This is a genomic window from Paenibacillus sp. J22FR5 (genome assembly GCF_059691975.1).
In genome coordinates this window covers 122,928-145,244 of record NZ_JCAUAN010000007.1, presented here as the reverse complement: position 1 = coordinate 145,244, position 22,317 = coordinate 122,928, and the positions used below count along the sequence as shown (strand labels likewise).

Sequence of the window (22,317 nt, the reverse complement as noted above, 5' to 3'; positions counted from 1 at the left end):
AGAAAGGGGGAAGAGAATGCTACAGAGGCGACGATGGAGGAGCAGGCCAACTGTGAAAACAAGCCGTAAAAAGGTACTTTGGATTGGTCTGCTCATCTTTGTCTTGTTTTGCATACAATTTTTCATTTTTGTGGAAAGAAATCTTAGACCGCCTTTAATGAATTTGGCCAAGGTAAGAGTGAAACAAATTGCAACGCAGGCGATTAATAGTGCAATTGCCGATCATGTTGCTGGAGGAACGAATGCAGAGCAATTAATTGATTGGAAGATGGATAATAACAATAAGATAACGGGGTTCATGTTAAATTATAATGAACATATGAGGATTACTTCGGAAGCAATTAAAACCGTGCAGGGTGAATTAAATAATTTGCAAAGTATTTCGGATCATATCCCCATCGGGCAAGCGATGAATAGTGCTATTTTAGCTTCTTTTGGGCCGGATATACCAATAAGATTGCTTCCTGTTGGAAGTGTTAAGGTAGATTTGAATACACGTACTCAAAATGTCGGAATAAATATGGTTATGTTCGAAGTATATGTACATATCATTGCGGAAGTTTCTGTTATTATCCCATTTGATACGGATACGGAAATCGTTGAAACGGAAATTCCCATTTCCTATTCACTTGTCGTGGGGGATGTACCTACTTACTACTATGATAATAAGGGCAATCCTGTAGGGAGTTCGAAGGATGCTAGTCCGCCTAGTATTACATTACCAACTGTACCGAACGCAGGTGTTAAGAATGATACTTCTAAACAAGGCGTTTCTAAACAATAAGCGCTCAGAAATAAAACCCACCCAGAAGGGTGGGTTATTTCTTCGTATTCTTTTTATTCTGATCTTCACGTTCCCATCTACGCAAAGAAGGATAGGGATCGTAACTCCACTCCGTAGAACCATTATCTCGGTAAAGTCCAAAATGGAGATGAGGCGGGAATTTACCAGATGTACCTGGCTTCCCGTAGCCTGAGCTACCTACCCAACCAAGGGTTTGTCCGGGTTTAACAATGTCGTTTATTTTGACGCTTTTTTGAAACCCTGATAGGTGCGCGTAATAGTGATAAATGTTGTTTAAATCTCGAATACCAATTCGCCAGCCACCGTAGGGATTCCATCCTTTAATCTCAACAATGCCATAGCAAGTACTTCTAACGGGAACGCCGTAGCTAGCGAACAGGTCAGTTCCTTCATGGGTTCTGTGCCCACCCCAGCCGCGACTGTCTCCCCAGGTGCTGCGATAGGAGTAATCGGCTGTAATAGGGAGCGGGAATGCATGGTCATTGGCTTCTAATGTACCTAAAGACTCATAGATAGCAGCGAATTGTCGAATACGGTCTACGCTTCGAGCATTTTGATAATAATTCCAAAGGTTGATTTGTAAATTTTCTACTTTAGTTCCGTTCTTGCTTAAGACTGCGGCCATTGCAGCTAGTACATCCAAATCATTAGATCGATCTGCGACCCCATCTCCTGATCCATCGCGGCCTAAACCGCGAAAAAAGGCGATACTTTTCAGATTTGAGTCTTGTGGATCTGGGTTAAGTATTCCCGCCCACAATAGCTCTGGGATATAAATATTCGTAATGTCTTGCTGAACCGTTCTTTTTTTGACGGTGTTCATGGTTTTCTCATATTGATCTACAGCAGCGAGGTACGTCCAGGGAATCCCTGAGAGTAAGCCTACTTTTTCAAAAAGCTCCTTTCGCTCCGCTGGTGTATGCTTCTTGACTGAAGGACCTTGTGATGGAGTAGTTTGGTCATTTGCCATAGCATGTGATACATCAAGATGTGAAAAAGGCGCTGGAGTGACTGTTGATAGGAGGAGGCTAAGGACGAGAACCTTTGACCAAAATGCTCTGCTTTGCATCTCTATCATCCTTCCTGAAATGTTAGTTCTTAGGATGTACGTATCTTTGCTTGTTTATCCTTCCATCTTTCGTTGTGGGGTGATTTTTGCTATGATGCCAGTAAGAGGTGGAAAATGTGGCTTTTAACCATAGGGAAGAGCATGTAGATGATCATATGTTGCTAGTTCAAGCCAATTTGGATGATATGAATCCCGAGTGGATTACGTATATCATGGATAAGCTTTTTGATGCGGGTGCAAACGACGTATATGTGGTACCCATTATTATGAAGCGAGGACGCCCAGGTATGATGCTGAATGTGCTTGTGGATGAGGAGCGATTATCTCAGATCGAGGAGATTATTTTTAGTGAATCAACCACACTGGGCATTCGCTATTTGCATGCTTCTTGTCATCGACTGGCAAGAGAATTTGAGTGCGTGGAGACGTCTTGGGGACCTTTGACTGTAAAAGTTGGTTATCATGCGGGGAAATTAGTGCAATACGCACCTGAGTTTAAGGAATGTGAGCAAGTGGCAAGAACGCATGAAGTGCCTTTGAAGATGGTCTACGAGGAAGTTAGATTATTATTTCTGCAGCAGATTAGACAAAAAAACGCTCTTCCTGAATGATGGAAGGGCGTTTTTATTGGTTAAAGACTATTGAGGTGTGCCAGGATTGGCATCTTCATGATGCGTGTGAGTATGCGAATGACCTTGATGATGGTCGTGATCGTGGCTGTGCGAATGATCATGATGGTGGTGATGGTCATCGTGTGTATGCGTATGCTCATGAGTGTGTTCATGCGCCAAATGTTCATGAGTTATTTGCCATTTCCCGATAAAGGGATCGATTTTACCAACCACAACACGTAGTACATTAGGTTGCTTCGGTAGGTCTCTTGTGCCTGCACCATACCCAATGCTGTCCACGACCATCGGTGGGAAGCTTTTAGAGAATTCATCTACAATCCCAGAAATAATCCCTGCACCAGTAGGCGTAGTCATTTCCAAGCTATAGTGAGTTGAAGCGATAGGTAAGCCCCGCATCATTTCAAGTGTAGCTGGAGCCGGTACCGGGTATATTCCATGATCGATATGGATGGTTCCAGAACCTAATGGGACAGGTGATGAGAAAATACGCTCGATTTGTAGAGAGTCGATGGCTAAAGCGGCACCTACGATGTCAACGATGGAATCAATCGCACCGACTTCATGGAAATGTACTTTTTCAATAGGGATACCATGAATTTTGGCTTCTGCAATCGCTATTTTTTCGAAAATAGCTAAGCTTAGTGCAGTTACCCGATCATTAAATTCGGCTTTCTGGATGACTTGGACAATTTCTGAGTAATGTCTGTGGTGCTTAGGAGGATGCTCTGGGTCGAGTATGACATCCAGCTTTAGAGCGGATATACCGCGTTTCACAACGCGTTTCCATTCTAAGCTGTAAGGCTCTAGCTTGATTTTGGAAAGCTCGTCCTCGATATAAGCTCGATCTGCTCCCGCATCCACCAGAGCGCCTAAAGTCATATCACCGCTTATGCCAGAAAAGCAGTCCAAATATAAAATGCGCATGGTCGTATTTCACGCTCTTTTCGACATATTTTTGTTGATGAGTCCAGCATAGTAACCTGCGCCAAAGCCATTATCAATGTTGACGACGGAAATGCCGGGGGAACAGCTGTTTAGCATGGACAGCAGTGGTGCAATACCTGCAAGATTTGCACCATAACCGATACTCGTCGGCACAGCCACGATCGGTTTAGACACGAGCCCGCCGACTACGCTGGCGAGTGCACCCTCCATGCCGGCAACGACCACAATCGCGTTCGCACCGCGAATGAGCTCAAGCCGGCGGAAGAGCCGATGAATGCCAGCGACACCCACGTCGAACACGCGTTCAACGTGGCTGCCTAGGCATTCTGCGGTAAGGGCCGCCTCCTCCGCCACGGGGAGGTCGGAGGTGCCTGCGCACACGACGGCGATGTAGCCGTCGTGGACTTTGAGCAGCGGGCGCTTAAACCAAGTGAGCGCCCGTGCGGTTTCGTGGTAGGTGACACCTGCCACGTTGGCAATGACATGAGCGGCTTTGGCCGCGTCGACTCGCGTGGCTAGCACGCGGTCGGTGTGCTCCATCAGCCGCCGGAATATCGCCTCGATCTGCTCGGGCGTCTTACCTTCCCCGAAAATGACCTCGGGGAAGCCCGTACGCTTCTCGCGATCGATGTCGAGCTGCGCAAATCCAAGATCAAGGTTGGCGGGACCTGCGCCGCCATCCTTGATGATTTGCTTCTTGGCTTCTTCGACGTCCAAGTCGCCCGCTTGGACGAGTTTTAGGATCTTCTCTAAGTCCATCATAAGGAAGCTTCTTTCACCTTATCTTTCGTCTCTTGCGACAGAACTTCATTCATACTGCCAGTCCGGTAGCCTTGTAAGTCTAACGTGACATACGTAAAGCCAAGCTTGCTGAATTTCTCATAAATCGCATCACGGTGTTCAACGACCTTGTGAATTTCATCCGGCATGACTTCAATTCGAGCAATCTTCTCGTGGTGACGAACACGAACTTGATATAAACCAAGCTGGGACAAGAAGTATTCGCCTTCGTCCAATTGGTCGATTTTCCACTTCTCAATTTGAGTCCCGTACGGAATACGTGAAGACAAACATGCGAAAGAAGGTTTGTTCCATGTGCTCAGATCCAATTCTTTGGAAAGCGCTCGGATCTCATCTTTGGTTAAGCCGGCTTCTTGCAAAGTACTGCGGACGCCTTGTTCATTTTTCGCCTGAAGACCTGGTCTATAATCACCTAGATCATCCACATTGGAACCGTCTAAGATATACGGATAGCCTAGCTCTTTGGCGATATCCTGCAAATGTGAGTAAAGTCCGGTCTTGCAGTGGTAACAACGGTCAGGATTATTGGCAACGAAATTCGCGTTCTCTAATTCCTTTACCTCTGTTTTGTGCAAGCGGACGCCGAATTGTTCAGCTAGTTGTGCTGCGGCATCGAACTCCCTCGTGGGAAACGTTTCAGATGCTGCGGTTACGGCAAGCACTTGGTCACCAAGCTCTTGCTGTGCACGTTTGAGGACGAATGTACTGTCAACGCCTCCGGAGAAGGCTACGATTACACGGCCCATATTTCTTAAAATTTCGCCAAGCTTGCGATCTTTCTCGCGTGTCACTTCAGTTATGCTCATGTTTCAATCCTCCCATACAGCCTTTATGTAGTAAGCTGAGCTGTTTTGGTCCATCTGGATAAGTGTATCACAACTGACCCCCAAAGTGGATTGTTTTGTCAGTCATTCATGTTATAATAACATCATTGAGAAACCAAATAAAAAGGCGGGAAAGACAGTGCCTAAAAAAGTATTAGAGAGAAAACCAGACTGGTTAAAGATTAATCTTAAAACCGATGAGAATTTTAAAGAAATAAAATCCATGATGCGCTCCAAAACCTTGCATACGGTTTGTGAAGAGGCCAAATGTCCGAATATCCATGAATGTTGGGCAAATCGGACAGCGACTTTTATGATATTAGGCGATATTTGTACGCGTGCTTGCCGTTTTTGTGCGGTCAAAACAGGTCTTCCAACGGAGCTTGATCTGGAAGAGCCAGAACGTGTTGCTGACGCGGCCTTGCAAATGGGACTTCGCCACTGCGTTGTTACATCCGTAGCACGTGATGATCTGACGGATGGCGGTGCCATGATCTTCGCGGAGACGATCAAAGCGATCCGACGCAAGCTGCCGATGTGCACAGTTGAGGTGCTTATTCCTGACTTCTTGGGTCGAGAAGAGTCACTAGCTACTGTCCTTGCAGCGAAGCCTGATATTCTCAATCACAATATGGAAACGGTTGAGCGGATGTCAGATCGTGTCCGTTCCAAAGCGAAATACCGTCGTTCGCTGGAGTTGCTTCAACGTTCGAAACGAATCGCTCCGAGCATTCCTACGAAATCCAGTGTCATGATAGGTGTAGGGGAAGAATGGGACGAGTTGCTCCAAACGATGGAGGACTTGCGTGAGGTAGACTGTGATATTATGACGATCGGTCAATATTTACAGCCATCGACAACGCATTTATCTGTATCCAAGTATTATACGCCTGAGCAGTTTGCTGAATTGAAGGCCGAAGGCATGAAGCGCGGCTTCAAGCACGTGGAATCAGGGCCTTTGGTGCGCAGCTCTTACCATGCCCACGAACAGGTGCAAGCGGCGTCTAACGTTTAGAATAAGGAACGGATCATAGAAAGGAGAGCTTCCTACTACCATGATTCATATTGCAAATAAAACATACGAGCTCGTTACCGATCATAAAAATGGTTGGAATTTTGAAGTGTTCAAAGAACGCTTTAGTGAAGTGCTGGAGCGGTACGATTATATTGTAGGCGATTGGGGATACAGTCAATTAAGACTGAGAGGGTTTTTCAAAGAAATCCACCCAAAGGCGACCAAAGAATCTTCTATCGCGGCTCTTCAAGATTACTTGAATGAGTATTGTAACTTTGGTTGTGCGTATTTCATTATTGAGAAAGTAAATGCGCCGAAACAGCAGTCTCCAGCAGACGTAATCAGTTCAACTACTGTCTAATCGCTATAACACAAAAACGCCATCTGAACTCCAAATTAGTGGAGAGCGGATGGCGTTTTGTCATGCAGGCACAGTCAGTTTGTTTAGTAGTCTATTTAACTTCAAGCCCAACGAATGCTTCACGAACACGATTCCAAAAAGGGAATGGGCGAAACCGGGCAAATTTCACTTTCACATTGGACGCTACACGACAGCGAATGGATACGACATCTTCACGCTGCATATATAAGTGATCCAACGACAGCAGCATATTCTGCTGTGCTTTCGGATAAATGTCACAGTGGTGATGCTTCGGCAAAATCATCGATGAACCAAGCGTACGGTAGACGCGATTGTTAATCGACGCGATCTCCGCAATTTGAATGGCTTCTAGCGATGGATGGACCATGGCGCCGCCTAAGCTCTTGTTGTAAGCAGTACTGCCTGCGGGGGACGAGATGCAAATGCCGTCACCTCGGAACATTTCGAACATTTCATCGTTGACGTGAAGTCTTGCGACTAGTGAAACTTCGATGCCTCGAATCGTAAACTCGTTAAGTGCGAGATGCGTTTCAACACCCTTGTCCGTCGTAATTTCGATCTCGACAACAGGGTATCGTACGATTTGCAGCTCCTCAGGTGTTGCCACACTGAACATAAGAGATGCTAGATGATCCAGCTCATAAGGCTTCCAATCGGCAAAAAAGCCAAGATGCCCCGTGTGGATCCCTACGAATGCGATGTGATCTAACTGATCGACATATTTATGGAAAGCCTGAAGCATTGTACCGTCTCCGCCAATCGACAACACGATATCGGGTTGTTCTTCATCCCGTGGCATTCCTTGCTTAGCGGCGAGAGTGTGGAACCGTTCGGTCAGCTCCTTGGAGATGTCATCGCCTCGTTCAATGACGTTATATTTCAATCTTGTACCTCCTAAGAGTTTTCGTAGAAAACGTGTGCTGAGTTTGGTCAGGAATCGTCTTCTTTTAATAATTAGAGCAGTACGAATCAATTTCTTGAAGAATGGAGTCGGGCGTGTGCCGAAATTCTGCTGCAATCCGATAGCTATCATTGCTAAAATGCGTAACCCTTATAATTTCACCATAAACAGTAATCGGTTGAGAGAAATTTGGAAGTATGAAGCTGAATTCCAGAATCAATGGATAGAAGAGTCGGTTTGATGTGACAAATGACAGACCGCCAGCACTGATATCAAGGAGCTGTCCGGTAAAAGCGACACCCTTTTGTGCAGTTAAGCTTCGTATGCCAGCGACACGGAGTGTAATGGGTGTACGCAGCGTAAGCTTAGCGCGAGGATATCGTCGGTTTTGATGCTGAAACACGTCTTCTGGAAGGGATAATGTCAGGTAACAGATCGTCTTTTTGAGTTCAAGCCCAATCAAATCGACATAAGCGTAATATAAAACAGCGCCATCTTTAAACGAAAATTCAATGAATGAAACATGCTCGAGTTTGTCGAAAGGAAATAAGCCTAACTGTTCGAGACAAACCGTCATCGAATCTTCGCTTATTTTGTCGATAGCAAAGTTATCTTCAAAGCAGAAAGGTTGGCCATCTTTACATTCACCTACAATGATTATATGACAATCCCGATTAGGCGATAAGCTTGCCAATTCTAGTACCTTATTCCAATCCATAGCATCACCAAGTAGTTAGATTTACATTCACATCTGCCTGTACATCCTGTAAATTCTCTTTCTCATTCTAATTTATCTATGTCAATAAGAAAAGCCCCAAACGGGGCTTTATCTCAGGTTATACGTTTTTATTGTTAAGACAATGTACTCGTGACTAACGAAAGTTCAAAGGAATGAGCAAAGTTGGTTGAGATCGGCCGAACACGAATCGAGAAGTGGGGGCCATGGATGAGATGCGATGGAATCGTAGCTTGGAAGTGCTGCGATTGCTCAATAAGTTCCCCGACCGGAGCCATCAGGATGATTTTCTGCTCCCATGTTTCGCCATTTTCTGCATAATAAATGACTTCTACTGCCGTATCTTGCGGCCAAATCGGTCCGAAGTGGATTAGCGCCGTAATTCCTTTAGTTGAGGGGGGAATCTCATCTAAAGGAACGTCGGAAGTTGATTTATCCGAGTGGTCATCTATGCTCATGATTTTGACTTGATGCCAGTTGTTACGAATGAATTGTTTGTAATCGGCAACTTTGGTAGCTACATCGTAGTTGTCGGCTACAAATAGGCGGGCACGTTTGGCCGTTGGTAAATACGTAAGATTCGTATAGTCCTGCACCATCCGGTGTGTATTGTACACCGGGGTGAGCGATTGGACGGAACGCTTCATGCGCACAATCCATTGATGAGGTAGATCACCTTGATTGTAGTAGAGGGGAATAATCTCATTCTCCAAAAGGTGATAAATCGCTTTCGTATTTTCTTTTTCCTGTGCGGCCCAGTCTGCTGCTCCAGTGGATCCGATCGCCCAACCATTCGTGCCATTGTAACCTTCCTCCCACCAACCGTCGAGCACACTGAAGTTGAGCACGCCATTCATGGCCGCCTTCTGGCCGCTGGTTCCGCTAGCCTCAAGGGGTCTGCGGGGATTGTTTAACCACACGTCAACGCCTTGAACGAGATAGCGTGCCATGTTGATATCATAATTCTCGAGAATAACGATTTTACCGAGAAATTCTTTCAACTGTGATATTCGGTAAATTTCTCGAATGAGATCTTGACCCGGGTAATCAGCCGGGTGGGCTTTACCTGCAAATATAAATTGCACGGGTCTTTCAGGATCATTGATTAATTTCTTGAGCCGATATAAATCATTGAAAATAAGATTGGCCCGTTTGTAGGTGGCAAAGCGTCTTGCGAAACCGATGGTTAAGGCCTTGGGATTCAAATAGTTTCGTACTTCTTCGATCCGTTCCTCGGATTCTCCATTGCGTTTACGCTGCTCCATGAGGCTTGTGCGAGCATAATGTACCAAATCCTCTTTCAAATGCTGATGCACCTTCCAAATCGATTCATCGGGAATAACCTCGATTTGTGCCCATTGATGCTGGTTAGATTGGTCTTCTCGCCAAGTACCCGGAAGGAATCGATCGAAAAGCTCCTTCCACGCTTGCGCGGTCCATGTATCCAAATGAACCCCATTCGTAATGGATCCGATAGGCACCTCACTCGCGTCGATATGGCCGTGAAACTCTTTGAACATTTCGCGTGAAACCTGACCATGTAATTTGCTGACTCCATTACGAAGCCCTGCTGTATTCATCGCTAAATGTGTCATATTGAATTGACCGGACTTATGATCAAGTCCTAACGAAATAATGCTTTGTTTATGGTTAGGCAGCTCGCTAAACAGGTGTCCGAGATAGTGTTCCACCATCCCGACAGAGAAGGTATCATGACCCGCGGGAACAGGTGTATGGGTCGTAAATACAGTGGCAGAGCGGACGGTCTCAACCGCAACGTGAAAAGAAAGGCCCAAGTGAAGCAGTTCCTTCAAACGCTCTAACGTAAGGAAAGCCGCGTGACCTTCATTGATATGGTACACATTTGGGTAAATGCCAAGTGCTCGGAGTGTTTTGATGCCACCAATCCCTAGCACCATCTCCTGGGCGATACGCATATCTTGATTGCCCCCGTACAGCTGTGCGGTTAGCGCTTTATCTGCCTCATTGTTTGCTTCATGATCGGTATCCAGTAGAAAGACCAGGTTTCGTCCTACTCGCACAGCCCAAACTAACAGGGTAATGTTACGACCGGATATGTCCAAGGAGACCGTAAGTTGTTGATCATTTTGCAACACAGGACGAATCGGTAATTGATTAAAATCATAGGGGAACAATTCACTTTGCTGACTGCCGCTAGCATCAATTTTTTGCGTAAAATAGCCTTTTTTATAGAGGAGTCCAACGCCTGCAAGAGGTATGCCGAGGTCACTGGACGACTTGATATGATCACCAGCTAGGATGCCGAGCCCGCCCGAATAAATTGGGAGCGATTCATGAAATCCAAATTCTGCGGAGAAATAAGCAATCTGCACATAACCTTCGTCTGCATGATTATTTTGGTACCACGCAGGCTCATTCATATACGTATCGAATCTCGTCATGACTTGGAGATAGCGCTCTACAAATTCACTGTTCTGACTTAGTGCTTTCAGTTGTGTTGCGTCTAGCTCATGAAGCAGGCGAACGGGATTATAACCGAGAGATTTCCATAGATCAGGGCTCATGCTTTCAAAAAGCTGCAGGGCATCATGGTTCCAGCTGAACCATAAATTGAATGCCAGTTCGTTTAAACGTTCTATCGTTGGAGGTAGACCTTTCGCCTCTAGGGGGACGGCTGCTATCATATCTGAATATTCTCTCCCTTTATAAACATGATCGTAGTTACCCATATTATCTTGTTCCACCAACCTTTTCATACACCAGTTTAAGTAAGGAATATGCGAGGAATAGACTCATGATGACAGCAAAAGAACCAACAAAGACCATCGCACTTATCGGGAAAATAAGCTTTAGATAGCTCATAACGGGTGATGTTACCTCATAGTGAGGCATGAATACAGCCTGAGGGCTCCGAAATTGCTGCATAGGCTCCCAAATCAGGAGAACAATAGCAGCAGAGAGAAATCCATGAAGAAGGCGGGAAAAGAGAAAAGGGAGGTAGCGCATATTCGTGTGGCTTAACAAGCTGACAATTTGAGCATGAACGGACATACCGCCCCAAGAGAGGATGAAGGCGCCAATGGCGACTTTACTGGAGAGAGCAAGATCAGCGGGAGCACCTCCAGCAGCTTTAGCGCCAAGTGTTACTTCGAAGAGCCCATTCATAACGGCTTGCGATAGCTCATGCGGTAATCCTGTGATGCTTAAAAGGGAAGTGATCAGAATATAGAACACATTCATCACGTGGGCAGATGTTAGAACCTCGAGAACGACGGAGAAGAAGACAACAAGTCCACCTACGACGAAAATTAATCGTATGGATTGCAAAATGGACTGGCTTAACAACGTTCCTAGAGGCCTGCCATCACGAATTCTAGCCTGATGCATCGTTTCAAAGGCTTGCTTCCATACGAGGCCCTTGTCCTTAAGCGGCTGAGGCGTAGGCACACTCTTCCTGCCGTGAAACCGCATAAGCAGACCAATCAGGAACGAACCTCCATAATGGGCAATGGCTAGGATCATGGCTAATGAAGCGTCATGAAAAAAGCCGATGGAAACGGCTCCGATCAGAAATATCGGGTCCGAACTTGTTGTGAAGGCAACAAGCCGTTCGCCTTCTTCACGATTAACCAGCTTCTGGTCCCATAGCTGTGCAGTTAGTTTGGCGGCAACGGGATAGCCGGCAGCGAAGCCCATGGCCATAACGAATCCACCGATACCTGGAATTCGGAAGACCGGACGCATCATGGGGTCAAGCAGTCTTCCGAAGAAGTGAACAATCCCAAAGCCGAGCAAAATTTCGGATATAACGAAGAAAGGAAATAAGGCCGGGAAGAGCACGTCCCACCAAATGGAAACGCCGCGAATAGCTGATTGAAACCCGACATGCGGGAACAGAACTAAGCATACAATAATGGCAATAATTACGAACGACATAAGAAACGTAGGGGTGAAGTTTGGTTTGGGCATTGACGATAGATACCTCCTCATACTCAACTATATGAATCTGCTTGGACATACATGCCGTCCCGAATTTCTTAAAATAGTAGGTTGTATATGTTTCACATATTACATTTGCTATATTTCTAGATAAACGCCCACGTCCAAGTAGGACTGGTAGCCGTTTATTTTGGTCCTTAGTACTGTTCAGTCCCTGTTTTTATGGTAAAATAGAACTAGTAATACTTAAATCCTATACTCGGGAGTGATTCAAATGACAGGTGTCATTGCCGGATTAGTTGTCTGTATGTTCGTGTTTGTCATTCGAGAAACGCTCATGCACGCAGGGGATGAGGATTTAGAGAACTATTGAATACGAATTGCGAGGTTTAATGGCATGGCAGGAAACGAGAACAGAACGTTATACGAATTAATGGGAGGAGCGGAAACGCTTAGCCGTTTGGTAGAAGTATTCTATTCGAAAGTGCAGCAAGAACCATTACTTTCGCCGCTTTTTCCCGCTAATATAGGTCCGGTTATAGAGAAACAAAAGCTGTTTTTAACTCAATTTTTCGGTGGACCAACCTTATACTCTGATAGCCATGGGCATCCCATGATGCGAGCTCGGCATTTACCTTTCCCAATTACGAAGGAGCGAGCGGATGCATGGTTGGGTTGTATGACTGAAGCTATGCTAGAAGTTGGCTTGCCTGAGGATTTGAAGGCATTTCTAATAGATCGACTGCGGGGCTCTGCCTATCATTTCGTGAACACACCTGAGGAAGAATAGTCCGTTCTTCCTGTTATATAATTCTGGGAAAAGGCGGGATATCAAGTGGTCGAACCTTTATATGAGATTTCAGTGACTTGCTCCTTCTGTACGAATTCCTTCAAAACGATGAAGGTTCGACCAAGCTTCAAAAAAGCGAGTAAGTCAGATACGGACTTCTGCCTTCATTACAAGGATATTAATCCTGACTTCTATGTCGTTCGGATTTGTCCATTTTGCGGATATGCACATTCTGAAAATTTTTCGGATAAATGGACTTCTGCACAGAGGGAAGTTTTTTATGAAAAGGTATCCCAGAACTGGTCCATGCGTGATTTTTGCCGGGAAAGAACATGGGATGATGCGCTTCAAAGCTATAAGCTGGCACTTCTGAGTGCTCAGATCAAAAATGAGAAGTCACGCGTTGTTGCAGGTCTGCTGCATCACTTGGCTTGGCTGTATCGAATCAAAGGGAATTGGGAGCAGGAAGAACGCTTCCTTACATTCGCCTTAGATGCCTATGTGAACGTCTTTGAAACCGAAGGTATGGATTTGAATAACGCGAGGCTGATGTATTTATTGGGAGAACTGAACCGGAGATTAAAACGATTCCCTGATGCCGTTAAATGGTTTTCACGTATCATCAACGATCGTAAGATTATGGATGCGGGGATGATTAGAGCAAGTCGTGAGCAATGGATTACAACGCGAGAAGATATGCTGGCTATGCGCTTAGAGCTGCCAGATGAAATGAAACAAGCTACCTAAATGACGATATGGAACAAATTTAAAATGAACGCTTACCATCATGCGGTGTACAACCGAGAATGGTTAAGCGTTCATTTTTTGTTGACTTACCAGTGGATGTGTATAAAGGGTAGAACGGTTTTTACCCGTATGCTTGGATTGATAAAGTGCTTGATCGGCCTCTGAAATAAGCGTTCTAAGATCAGTATGCGAGTTTGCGGCAATTGAAATCCCAATTGAAATAGAGATTGGAGCCGCTTCTAAACCGTTCTTCTTATAAAGAAATAGATCCGCAATCGTTGTACATAAAGTTTGGCCGTAACTAAGAATTCGGTCAGGGTCAGTCTCTGAACAGAGTAGTATAAACTCTTCTCCCCCATATCTGGCTAGGTAATCTTGCTCATCAATAAAGTGACGTAGAACGGAGCTTACTTCCTGAAGCAGTTGATCGCCTTCCAAATGTCCAAATCGGTCGTTGAATAGCTTGAAATTATCGAGATCAATCATCATGATGGATACTTTGCGCTTATGAAGTGCGCCCTGGGCGATTGGCATAAAGCTTCTTAAATTAGGCAGTTTCGTCAAACCATCTTGGTTCGCTTGCAGTTCAAGTTTGCGTTGTAAGCGCCAATTGTTGTTCTCGTCATTTACCATGATGATGATCATGAAGAGCGTAGCAAATGTGATCGCAAACATAAACAATTGATCCAGCGTATACGACCAAGAAAAGCTGCTTGTTAGGAAGCTATGTGTTACAAGACGTAGAATGAATACGAAAATACATATTTGGAGGGCATGTCGAATAGGAATGTCCATGAAGCCGTTCCGATACTCATTGTTATGGAAAAAGGAACTAATGAAGGCCGGGGCAATGAGGTCTTGTGCGATGGTGAACCAGGCTTGACTTTCAAGTGAAACGAGACTAGAACCTGCAGGCAGCAGCGTGGAGAAGAGCGCAACAGGCAATCCGTATCGTAATCCGGCCATGAAGATAGGCAACGAGCGAAGATCAATTAATCCGAAAGTCTCCGGTAGTGGAACCAGCATCATGATGATGCTGGCCAGACCTGTTAGCAATGATGCGAAAACGTGTTCGTGCGAATCGATCAACATCTTGCTATGAACTTTCAACGCCAAGTAATTTAAGGTCACTAAGGTACATGCGCTTGTCAAAGGAATGAGGTACTCATTCATAAAGGTTCGTTTGCTCCTTGCAATGAACTACGAATTATATTTGTTTCGTACCGCGGTGTCCGCTAATAAATAATCCCGATCTGTATCCACAAGCGTCAGCTTATTATGACAACAAGGGAAGACGAGCAGTTTCTTTTTACCTTCATGTATGGAGGTGAGTTCTTGAATTTTGAGCGGCAGCAAGACATTAGCGCTCAGACAGAATGGACATTGGGCCACATAAACGTCCTTCATAATGATGTCGTAAGGCCATGTGTTAGCAAAAGGAATCAAAGTCTACTTCGTTTCCGGTTCGCTGTTTTCCGAAGTGGAATTTTTAGCGAGCTCTGCTAATTTCTGAAGTAAAATATGTTGTGGCATATGCATGAGATGTTCTAAAGGTACTTTAAGCTGCTCGGCTAACTTGACAGCCGTTTCAGGAGATATTTGTAACGGTTTCATAGTTGAAAAATCACCCATTCTGTTCCAATTTAGTCCGAAGGAACTATACATAATTGAATCACACTTTTTAACTAGAAGCAATGAGGAAGATGTGATAGTTGGCGATTGGCTTACGGATATGATTTAATAAAAAGTGGAAAGGAAAGGTGATCGCATTGTTAACATTACCTCTTAATCAAACATGGAATCTTGAATCTTTTTTCCCTGGAGGAAGTGATTCTCCTGCATTCGCTGCATACCTGAAGAAGCTTCAGGAATCGATTGCATCTTTTCAAGAGCAAGTACGTCATACGGCTTCGCCACAACGTGTAGAGGATACCGCAGCACTAGCCGAGCTGATTGAATTGCTACAGCACAATGTGATGCATATTCATGAGGCAGATTCTTTCGTAGGTTGTTTGCAAGCGGATAACCAGAAGGATAAGAAAGCACCTGTGCTTAGTGGACAAGTCAAAAGCTTATATGCCGAGCATCTATCCTCACTCACACATTTTGATCAAATTTTGACCGGGATTCCGGATGAGGTTTGGGCAGCTTTGCTCTTGCAAGAGCCTTTTGGGGCTATTGCCTTTTCACTGGATGAACGACGCTCATTAGCCAAGGAAAAGTTACCGCCAGAGCAAGAAGCTTTAATTAATGATTTGGCTGTAGACGGCTATCATGGGTGGAGCGACTTGTATAATTCGACCGTAGGTCAATTTAGTATGTCGGTTGAAGTCGATGGCAAGCAGGTCGATTTATCAGCAGGTCAGGCGTTTAACAAGCTGCATACGGAAAATCGGGAAGAACGATTAGAACTTTTTGACAAATGGGAACAAGCATGGACGGATAAAGAAGAGTACTGTGCAGAAGCACTTAATCACTTGGCGGGCTTCCGTCTTCAGGTTTATAAAGCAAGAGGCTGGAAAAGCATACATAAAGAACCGCTAGCGATCAATCGTATGGAAGAAAAAACATTGAACGTGATGTGGGATGTCATTGACCGGAATAAAGGTCTTTTCGTGGAGTATCTAAATCGCAAAGCGAAGTTGCTTGGTGTTGATAAGCTTGCTTGGGTCGACGTGGACGCGCCACTTGGCGATTCCTCCAAGAAAATTTCCTACGACGAGGGTGCGAGTCTAATCATTGATCAATTCAAGCGTTTTAGTCCGAAGCTTGCCGCCTTCTCCGAGGAAGCCTTCGAGAAACGCTGGATTGAAGCAGAAGATCGCCCGGGTAAGCGCCCTGGGGGCTTCTGTACCTCGTTCCCGCTAGCGGGCGAGACACGTATCTTCATGACGTATGGCGGAACGCTGAATAACGTCTCTACGCTCGCTCATGAGCTTGGACATGGCTATCATCAGCATGTGATGACGGATATGCCGGCACTCGCGCAGGAATACGCGATGAATGTGGCAGAAACCGCGTCTACCTTCGCTGAAATGATCGTGGCGGATGCTGTGGTGAAGAGTGCATCCACGGACGATGAGCGCATTGTTTTGCTCGAGGATAAAATCCAGCGGGCTATCGCATTCTTCATGAATATTCATGCACGATTTATTTTTGAGACGAACTTCTATGCAGAACGCAGTCAAGGCTTAGTCAGTGTTGAACGCTTGAATGAGCTTATGGTCGATGCGCAAAAGCTTGCTTATAAGGATGCCTTAAGCAGCTATCATCCGCATTTTTGGGCTGCGAAGCTTCATTTCTATGCGACGGATGTGCCTTTCTACAATTTCCCGTACACGTTCGGGTACATGTTCAGTGCAGGCATTTATGCAAGAGCTGTACAGGAAGGTGCAACCTTTGAAGATAAGTACATCTCACTGCTTAGAGATACAGGCAGCATGAATGTGGAAGAGCTCGCGCAAAAGCATCTTGGTGTTGATCTTACAGAGCCGGATTTCTGGCAAAGTGCCGTCGACATGGCAGCGCAAGACGTAAAGCAGTTCATGGAGCTCACGGAAGCGAAGGTTCGCGTGTAGAAGAGAAACGGAGTAGGCAGCGCTCATGCCTGCAATACACGCCAGCATCGCCTGAAACTGCGATCCTGAACGCACAAAACCCCTTGAGACATAGTCTCAAGGGGTTTTGTTTTAGCTGCAATTCAAATCTTACAGCTTGAAGATCTGAATTGTCTGCTGCAACTGGGTTACAACGCGCGTCATTTCTTCCGCTTGGGAAACGATACCTTGTACAGTTGAAATTTGTTCATTCATGGAAGCGGACACTTCTTGCGTACCAGCCGCGGACTCTTCGGTGATCGCTGAAATATTTTCCATGGCTGCGGCAATTTGACCAGAGCTTTGCAGCATGCTTTCGCTTTCTTCGGCGAAGCGAGTAATCTCTTCCGAAATAAATCCAACGCTGCCGACAATCTCAGCAAAGACGATTTCGGTTTGATCGATTAGGACGGTTTGTTTCTTAACGACGTCCTCATTGACTTGAATGCTGCGAATCGCATCCTGAATGCCTTGCTCAATGCTCTTAACGAAGCCAAATACCTCACGCGTAAGGGAAGTGGACTCTTCAGCAAGCTTACGCACTTCCTGTGCTACGATCGCAAAGCCTCGGCCATGCTCACCAGCTCTAGCAGCTTCAATGGATGCGTTGAGAGACAATAGGTTCGTTTGCTCAGCAATTTCAGAAATGGAGCGAGTAACGTTCGTAATACCAGCAGCTTGACGAGCCAGCATGTCAATGGTATCGGATACTTGTCTTGTCACTTCAACATTTCGTTTCATACCGACGCCTTGGCTTTCGACTGATGTGCGTCCTTTTTCAACCAGAGTCATCATTTGGTCAGATCTGTTTTTCATTTCTTGGGCAGATCCGGCATAGTTCACGATTTTCACTTCAATATCTTTGGAGGTAATGGATACGCCTGAAATCTCCTCGGAGATTTGTCCCGCACCAGCTGCGAGCTCATGGGCCGAAATACTCACTTGCTCTAGGACCGTGCGGAAGCTTTCATTTTTAACATAGATATCACGGCTTGTCTGAAATACTTGTTTCGAAATAGAACCTGTATCGCGCAAAATGTCACGCAGCTTGTCAATCATTTTGTTAAAGGATTGACCTAGTTGACCAAGCGAATCGTCAGTCGTGATCGCTACCTTCTGAGAGAAGTCACCTTTGGAAATGTTAAGGGCAATGCGGGAGATACCATCGATGGGCTCTGTCAGTTGACCTTCAAACCAACGGATGAAAGGGTAGCTTCCAGCAAGGATAATAATCAGGAAGATAATGCCAAGTAAGCGGTTCCAGTCTGAGGCAAAAGTGACAATCATCATGAAAAGTGAATTTAAGCCAATTAGTGCAAAACAACCAAGTTGTAGTTTCTTTCTAAACGATAAGGATGATAATTGTTCCAATCCGACCGACTCCTCTGCAAAATTTGTTTACTTATGGAGAAAATAAATAGGTATATTTGAAAATTATATCATTGAACATGGAAACATTCTACAGTTTTTCGACAACAATCGTTCGGTATTTACAATAAAACTGGGATTTATATTAGCGAATATAAAGAATATGGTGAATTATTAAAATATTGGAAATAAACTGTTGAATTATGTAAATTCTATAGGTATAATAGGTCTACAGTCACAAATTTAACATAATTAGTAAATAAACATAATTAAAGGAGGAATAATTAAAAATTGGAACAGATGACACTCGCTAGACAAATTGATGTGGTATTTCGAAAGATTAAGGAGGAACTTTCTCATGTGAACTCAGGTACGGTATTTGTTCACATCCGCAACAATGAGATTGGCAAATTCGGTATTAAACACCTACCGTTTGAAAGCTCGGAGGGCATATTGCCTGCTGCTCCTAACGCGGGGCTAACAGAGCTGCAATTTCAATCTTTTCGTCAAATGGCGATCGAATCGTTGAAGCGCAAGAAGAGTTGGACACATGGGGAAATATTGTTCGATTTTACGGTAAGAAAGAACGTTATTTCAATTAGTATCCTGTTTGAAAGCAATTATAATATGGCCACATACGCACGAACGATTTAGCACTTATACCTATTCTATTTCATACAAACAGCCCCGATCACAATTGTGATTGGGGCTGTTTGCCTAGCAAGATGCGACCCTTGCCAAAAGGGATACACATCGGTGTTCCAAAGATCGGATCCGACGTTACTTGGCAATCCATATCAAACACATCACGCAGCAGCTGAGTATTTACAATGTCCTCAGGCTTTCCTTCGGCGTAAACGGAACCCTTTTTGATGCTGACAATATGATGTGCGTAGCGACAAGCGAGGTTGATGTCATGCAAGACCATAACGATTGTGCGTTGTTCACGCTCGTTCAGCTCAAATAATAAGTCCAGCACCTCAATCTGATGCGTGAGATCTAGATAGGTAGTTGGTTCATCAAGCAGCAAAGTCGGGGTGTCCTGAGCTAATGTCATGGCAATCCATGCGCGCTGGCGCTGTCCTCCCGAGAGCGAGTCGACCGTGCGATCGACAAACTCAAGCATGTTCGTAAGCTCAAGAGCCCGCATGACCTTGCTCTCATCCTCAGAGGACCATTGCTGCAGCCAACTTTGGTAGGGATAACGGCCTTGTTTGACAAGCTGTCTGACTGTGAGTCCTTCTGGCGCAGACGGACCTTGGGGCAGGATCGCCATTCGTCTTGCGACCTCTTTGGTAGAGAGCTTTGCAATCTCATGGCTATCCAGCAGAATGCTTCCAGAAGCAGGCTTCATGAGACGCGCAAGAGAGCGCAGCAGGGTGGATTTCCCACAGCCATTGCTGCCGATAAATACCGTTATTTTACCCTTAGGAATCCGCAGATTTAGGCTTTGAAAAATCGTTGTATCTCCATATGTCAATTGAAGCGCTTGGGCTTCGAGTGCCTGGTTTGAGGTTGTCATGTAGCTTATTCTCCTTTTGGGGAATGCTGGATTATCTGCGATTTCTACTGCGATATAGCACGTAGATGAAGATAGGTGCGCCGATAGCTGCGGTAAAGACGCCTGCTGGAATATCGAGTGGCTTGAATAGGAAACGGCCAGCTAAGTCTGCAAGCAGCAGAAGTAGGGAGCCAGTAAGCGCAGATACCGGAATTAGGGCGCCGAAGCTAGGACCGACAAGTCTGCGTGAGATGTGCGGGGCCATGAGTCCAATGAAGTTGATGGCACCGCCAAATGCGACGGCAACTCCCGACAAGGCCACGCTTAGCATAATCAATAGGAAACGTTGACGTTGAACACGGCTTCCTACACTCATCGCGATATCCTCCCCTAAGGATTGGACCGTAATATGCCGCGCATAGATGAAGATGATTGGGATTAAAACAATAACCCAAGGTAACAAGGGGTAAACGGCTTTTGACCACGAAACCCCATAAATGCTCCCAGTCATAAAAGTAAGGGACTGATTAGCGAGTACGATGGGGCCAGTCAGCATTAAGAGATACGAGATTGCGCTCATCGCAGCTGTGAGGCCCGTTCCTATAAGGACGAGTCGCAGCGGCGTAATCCCATTTTTCCAAGAAAAAATGTACACCAACAAGGTTGCAAGAAATGCCCCTAGAATAGCGGCGACTGGGAGCCAATGAATGCTAAGTTTATCCGAGAAAAAGAAGAAAAAAGAAACAGCTCCTAACGTTGCCCCGCCTGTTGTGCCAATCGTGTCCGGTGAGGTTAGCGGATTGCGTATGATCCCTTGTAGAATGGCACCAGAGACGCCTAATGATGCGCCGATCAGGACAGCCACGATGACACGAGGTAAACGCAGTGTTCGAACGATCATCGTACTGGGATCTGTTCCATAGCCGAATACAGCACGTACCACATCCAAAGGTTTAATCGTAATACTGCCGACACCGGTACTCACAATCATCATTAGGATGACGGCTAGGAGAAGAGCTAGTGTGATGATGATGGCTTTTTGGCTAAGTAAAAAAGAATAACTTTTGCTTCGAATCGTAACATATCGCTTGGAAGCACTCATTTGAGGAGCCCCCCTTTGCGAGCAATATAAATAAAGAAAGGAACGCCGAGAATAGCGGTCATGACGCCAACATGAACTTCCTTCGGCATAATAATGAAGCGAGCACCAATATCTGCGCCAACCAAGAGGATACCGCCTAGTACAGCACAATAGGGAATGACCCATCGATAGTCAATGCCTACAAGGAAGCGGACGATATGAGGAATCATGAGGCCGACGAAAACAATCGGACCCGCAACAGCGACAGAGCCGCCAGCAAGAATAACAATAATGAGAGCGGTGATTACTTTTATGTAAACGGTTTGTTGTCCAAGCCCTTTGGCAATATCGTCACCCATCGCTAAGATATTAATATGTGGGGATAAAAGGATGGCACCGACCCATGCAAGCAGCATATACGGATAAACGGATTGCAGCATAGCCATGGTACGTCCCTCTACAGAACCCACAAGCCAGTACAAAACTTGTTCAAAGGCTTTGCCATTGCCAAGAAGAATACCTTGTGTAAGCGAAGCGAAGAATGCTGTCATCGCAGCGCCTGCGAGTGTGATTTTCATCGGTGTTAAGCCGTCGCGCCCTAGTGATCCGAGTCCATAGACCAATGCTGCACTTATTGCGGCGCCGAGAAAAGCAATCCATGTAAATTGCGTAAGGCTGGACACATTGAAAAATCCAACAGCGATAACGATGGCAAATGCGGCTCCGGAGTTAATCCCAAAAATACTCGGCGAAGCAAGTGGATTTCGAGTCATCGCTTGCATAAGTGCCCCAGCGACAGCCAAACTGCCGCCAACAAGTGCAGCTATCAAAGCTCGCGGTATACGTACAGTTCGGATGATAATTGATTCATTCGTTGGTTGATCAGAAGGATCAAAGGAAGTGATGATTTGATCCCAAGAATACGAATGAAGGCCGAAGCGGACACTGCTGATCATTAACCCAAGGAGAACACAGACGGCTGCTAGTAATCCAATACTTTTATTGACATGTGAAAAACGTTCTTTCATAGATGTATTCATGAAGAGTACCTGCTTCCTTCTTACCTTCCTGCTTCGTTTATTTTAATGACTACGGTAGTCGAAGTCAACGAATATGAGAATCATTATCAAAGAAGTTGACAAATCAGGATGCACTCTAGTAGTATGTGATAGAGAATGAGAATCGTTATCACAATTAAAGTCG

23 protein-coding genes are annotated in these 22,317 nt (G+C 45.3%); 8 read left to right on the top strand and 15 right to left on the bottom strand.

The genetic code is table 11. From position 1 onward, the window contains the following. Positions 1-16: 16 nt before the first annotated feature. The gene (yunB, locus tag AC58P7_RS12695; protein ID WP_497343299.1) at positions 17-784 is read left to right on the top strand and encodes a sporulation protein YunB; all 768 of its coding nucleotides are present in this window, start codon (positions 17-19) and stop codon (positions 782-784) included. 34 nt (positions 785-818) lie between these two features. Here yunB and AC58P7_RS12690 read toward each other — a convergent pair whose 3' ends face one another. Beyond that, complete coding sequence (locus AC58P7_RS12690; protein WP_497343297.1) at positions 819-1,874, bottom strand: M23 family metallopeptidase; 1,056 nt, start codon at positions 1,872-1,874, stop codon at positions 819-821. A 116-nt stretch (positions 1,875-1,990) separates the two neighbouring features. Between AC58P7_RS12690 and larC2 the strand changes: the two genes are divergently transcribed. Then, positions 1,991-2,485 (top strand): nickel pincer cofactor biosynthesis protein LarC2, encoded by a 495-nt coding sequence (larC2, locus tag AC58P7_RS12685; RefSeq protein ID WP_497343295.1) that lies wholly within the window; start codon positions 1,991-1,993, stop codon positions 2,483-2,485. A gap of 27 nt (positions 2,486-2,512) precedes the next feature. Here larC2 and larC read toward each other — a convergent pair whose 3' ends face one another. From larC to larE, 3 genes are read right to left on the bottom strand one after another with little or no spacing between them, the layout of a single operon-like run. Then, the gene (gene larC / locus AC58P7_RS12680) at positions 2,513-3,430 is read right to left on the bottom strand and encodes a nickel pincer cofactor biosynthesis protein LarC (RefSeq protein ID WP_497343293.1); all 918 of its coding nucleotides are present in this window, start codon (positions 3,428-3,430) and stop codon (positions 2,513-2,515) included. A gap of 9 nt (positions 3,431-3,439) precedes the next feature. Further along, positions 3,440-4,213: a nickel pincer cofactor biosynthesis protein LarB gene (larB, locus tag AC58P7_RS12675; protein ID WP_497343291.1), complete on the bottom strand. Its 774-nt coding sequence runs from the start codon at positions 4,211-4,213 to the stop codon at positions 3,440-3,442. Continuing rightward, a complete protein-coding gene (gene larE / locus AC58P7_RS12670; protein ID WP_497343289.1) occupies positions 4,210-5,058 on the bottom strand; it encodes an ATP-dependent sacrificial sulfur transferase LarE in 849 nt (282 codons plus the stop codon). The genes larB and larE overlap by 4 nt, the downstream gene beginning before the upstream one ends. Positions 5,059-5,143: 85 nt before the next feature. On the opposite strand from larE, the gene lipA reads away from it, so the two are divergent. Both lipA and AC58P7_RS12660 read left to right on the top strand, forming a co-directional pair. Beyond that, on the top strand, positions 5,144-6,091 hold the full coding sequence (gene lipA / locus AC58P7_RS12665; RefSeq protein WP_497343287.1) for a lipoyl synthase: 948 nt from the start codon (positions 5,144-5,146) through the stop codon (positions 6,089-6,091). 40 nt (positions 6,092-6,131) lie between these two features. Continuing rightward, the gene (locus tag AC58P7_RS12660) at positions 6,132-6,452 is read left to right on the top strand and encodes a YutD family protein (protein ID WP_497343286.1); all 321 of its coding nucleotides are present in this window, start codon (positions 6,132-6,134) and stop codon (positions 6,450-6,452) included. Positions 6,453-6,543: 91 nt separating this feature from the next. On the opposite strand, the gene AC58P7_RS12655 is transcribed toward AC58P7_RS12660, so the two are convergent. The 4 genes from AC58P7_RS12655 to ylbJ all read right to left on the bottom strand — a co-directional run bounded on the left by AC58P7_RS12655 (position 6,544) and on the right by ylbJ (position 12,061). Then, on the bottom strand, positions 6,544-7,356 hold the full coding sequence (locus AC58P7_RS12655; RefSeq protein WP_497343284.1) for an NAD kinase: 813 nt from the start codon (positions 7,354-7,356) through the stop codon (positions 6,544-6,546). A 64-nt stretch (positions 7,357-7,420) separates the two neighbouring features. Then, positions 7,421-8,092, bottom strand: a complete 672-nt coding sequence (locus AC58P7_RS12650; protein ID WP_497343282.1) for a flagellar brake protein — start codon at positions 8,090-8,092, stop codon at positions 7,421-7,423. Between the two features lie 134 nt (positions 8,093-8,226). Then, entirely contained in the window at positions 8,227-10,848 is a 2,622-nt protein-coding gene (gene glgP / locus AC58P7_RS12645; protein WP_497343280.1) for an alpha-glucan family phosphorylase, read from the bottom strand. Next, positions 10,823-12,061: a sporulation integral membrane protein YlbJ gene (gene ylbJ, locus AC58P7_RS12640; protein WP_497343278.1), complete on the bottom strand. Its 1,239-nt coding sequence runs from the start codon at positions 12,059-12,061 to the stop codon at positions 10,823-10,825. Before ylbJ ends, glgP begins: the two co-directional genes overlap by 26 nt. Positions 12,062-12,428: 367 nt before the next feature. Between ylbJ and AC58P7_RS12635 the strand changes: the two genes are divergently transcribed. Continuing rightward, complete coding sequence (locus AC58P7_RS12635) at positions 12,429-12,821, top strand: globin domain-containing protein (RefSeq protein ID WP_497343276.1); 393 nt, start codon at positions 12,429-12,431, stop codon at positions 12,819-12,821. A gap of 45 nt (positions 12,822-12,866) precedes the next feature. Further along, entirely contained in the window at positions 12,867-13,568 is a 702-nt protein-coding gene (locus AC58P7_RS12630; RefSeq protein ID WP_497343274.1) for a DUF2225 domain-containing protein, read from the top strand. Between the two features lie 63 nt (positions 13,569-13,631). On the opposite strand, the gene AC58P7_RS12625 is transcribed toward AC58P7_RS12630, so the two are convergent. The 3 genes from AC58P7_RS12625 to AC58P7_RS12615 are packed head-to-tail and all read right to left on the bottom strand — an operon-like array spanning position 13,632 to position 15,182. After that, positions 13,632-14,741 carry a GGDEF domain-containing protein gene (locus AC58P7_RS12625; protein WP_497343272.1) on the bottom strand — a complete coding sequence of 370 codons (1,110 nt, stop codon included), beginning with the start codon at positions 14,739-14,741 and terminating at the stop codon, positions 13,632-13,634. Positions 14,742-14,768: 27 nt separating this feature from the next. Next, positions 14,769-15,014 (bottom strand): hypothetical protein, encoded by a 246-nt coding sequence (locus tag AC58P7_RS12620; protein ID WP_497343270.1) that lies wholly within the window; start codon positions 15,012-15,014, stop codon positions 14,769-14,771. A 3-nt stretch (positions 15,015-15,017) separates the two neighbouring features. Next, the gene (locus tag AC58P7_RS12615) at positions 15,018-15,182 is read right to left on the bottom strand and encodes a YycC family protein (protein WP_065850735.1); all 165 of its coding nucleotides are present in this window, start codon (positions 15,180-15,182) and stop codon (positions 15,018-15,020) included. Positions 15,183-15,328: 146 nt separating this feature from the next. On the opposite strand from AC58P7_RS12615, the gene AC58P7_RS12610 reads away from it, so the two are divergent. Beyond that, a complete protein-coding gene (locus AC58P7_RS12610; RefSeq protein WP_497343268.1) occupies positions 15,329-17,146 on the top strand; it encodes a M3 family oligoendopeptidase in 1,818 nt (605 codons plus the stop codon). A gap of 129 nt (positions 17,147-17,275) precedes the next feature. Here AC58P7_RS12610 and AC58P7_RS12605 read toward each other — a convergent pair whose 3' ends face one another. Further along, entirely contained in the window at positions 17,276-18,535 is a 1,260-nt protein-coding gene (locus AC58P7_RS12605; RefSeq protein ID WP_497343266.1) for a methyl-accepting chemotaxis protein, read from the bottom strand. Positions 18,536-18,832: 297 nt separating this feature from the next. On the opposite strand from AC58P7_RS12605, the gene AC58P7_RS12600 reads away from it, so the two are divergent. Then, entirely contained in the window at positions 18,833-19,186 is a 354-nt protein-coding gene (locus tag AC58P7_RS12600) for an O-methyltransferase (RefSeq protein WP_497343437.1), read from the top strand. Positions 19,187-19,223: 37 nt separating this feature from the next. Here AC58P7_RS12600 and AC58P7_RS12595 read toward each other — a convergent pair whose 3' ends face one another. From AC58P7_RS12595 to AC58P7_RS12585, 3 genes are read right to left on the bottom strand one after another with little or no spacing between them, the layout of a single operon-like run. Continuing rightward, complete coding sequence (locus tag AC58P7_RS12595; protein WP_497343264.1) at positions 19,224-20,054, bottom strand: ABC transporter ATP-binding protein; 831 nt, start codon at positions 20,052-20,054, stop codon at positions 19,224-19,226. Positions 20,055-20,085: 31 nt separating this feature from the next. Further along, positions 20,086-21,135 carry a FecCD family ABC transporter permease gene (locus AC58P7_RS12590; protein WP_497343262.1) on the bottom strand — a complete coding sequence of 350 codons (1,050 nt, stop codon included), beginning with the start codon at positions 21,133-21,135 and terminating at the stop codon, positions 20,086-20,088. After that, complete coding sequence (locus AC58P7_RS12585) at positions 21,132-22,142, bottom strand: FecCD family ABC transporter permease (RefSeq protein ID WP_497343260.1); 1,011 nt, start codon at positions 22,140-22,142, stop codon at positions 21,132-21,134. Before AC58P7_RS12585 ends, AC58P7_RS12590 begins: the two co-directional genes overlap by 4 nt. Between the last annotated feature and the right edge of the window lie 175 nt (positions 22,143-22,317).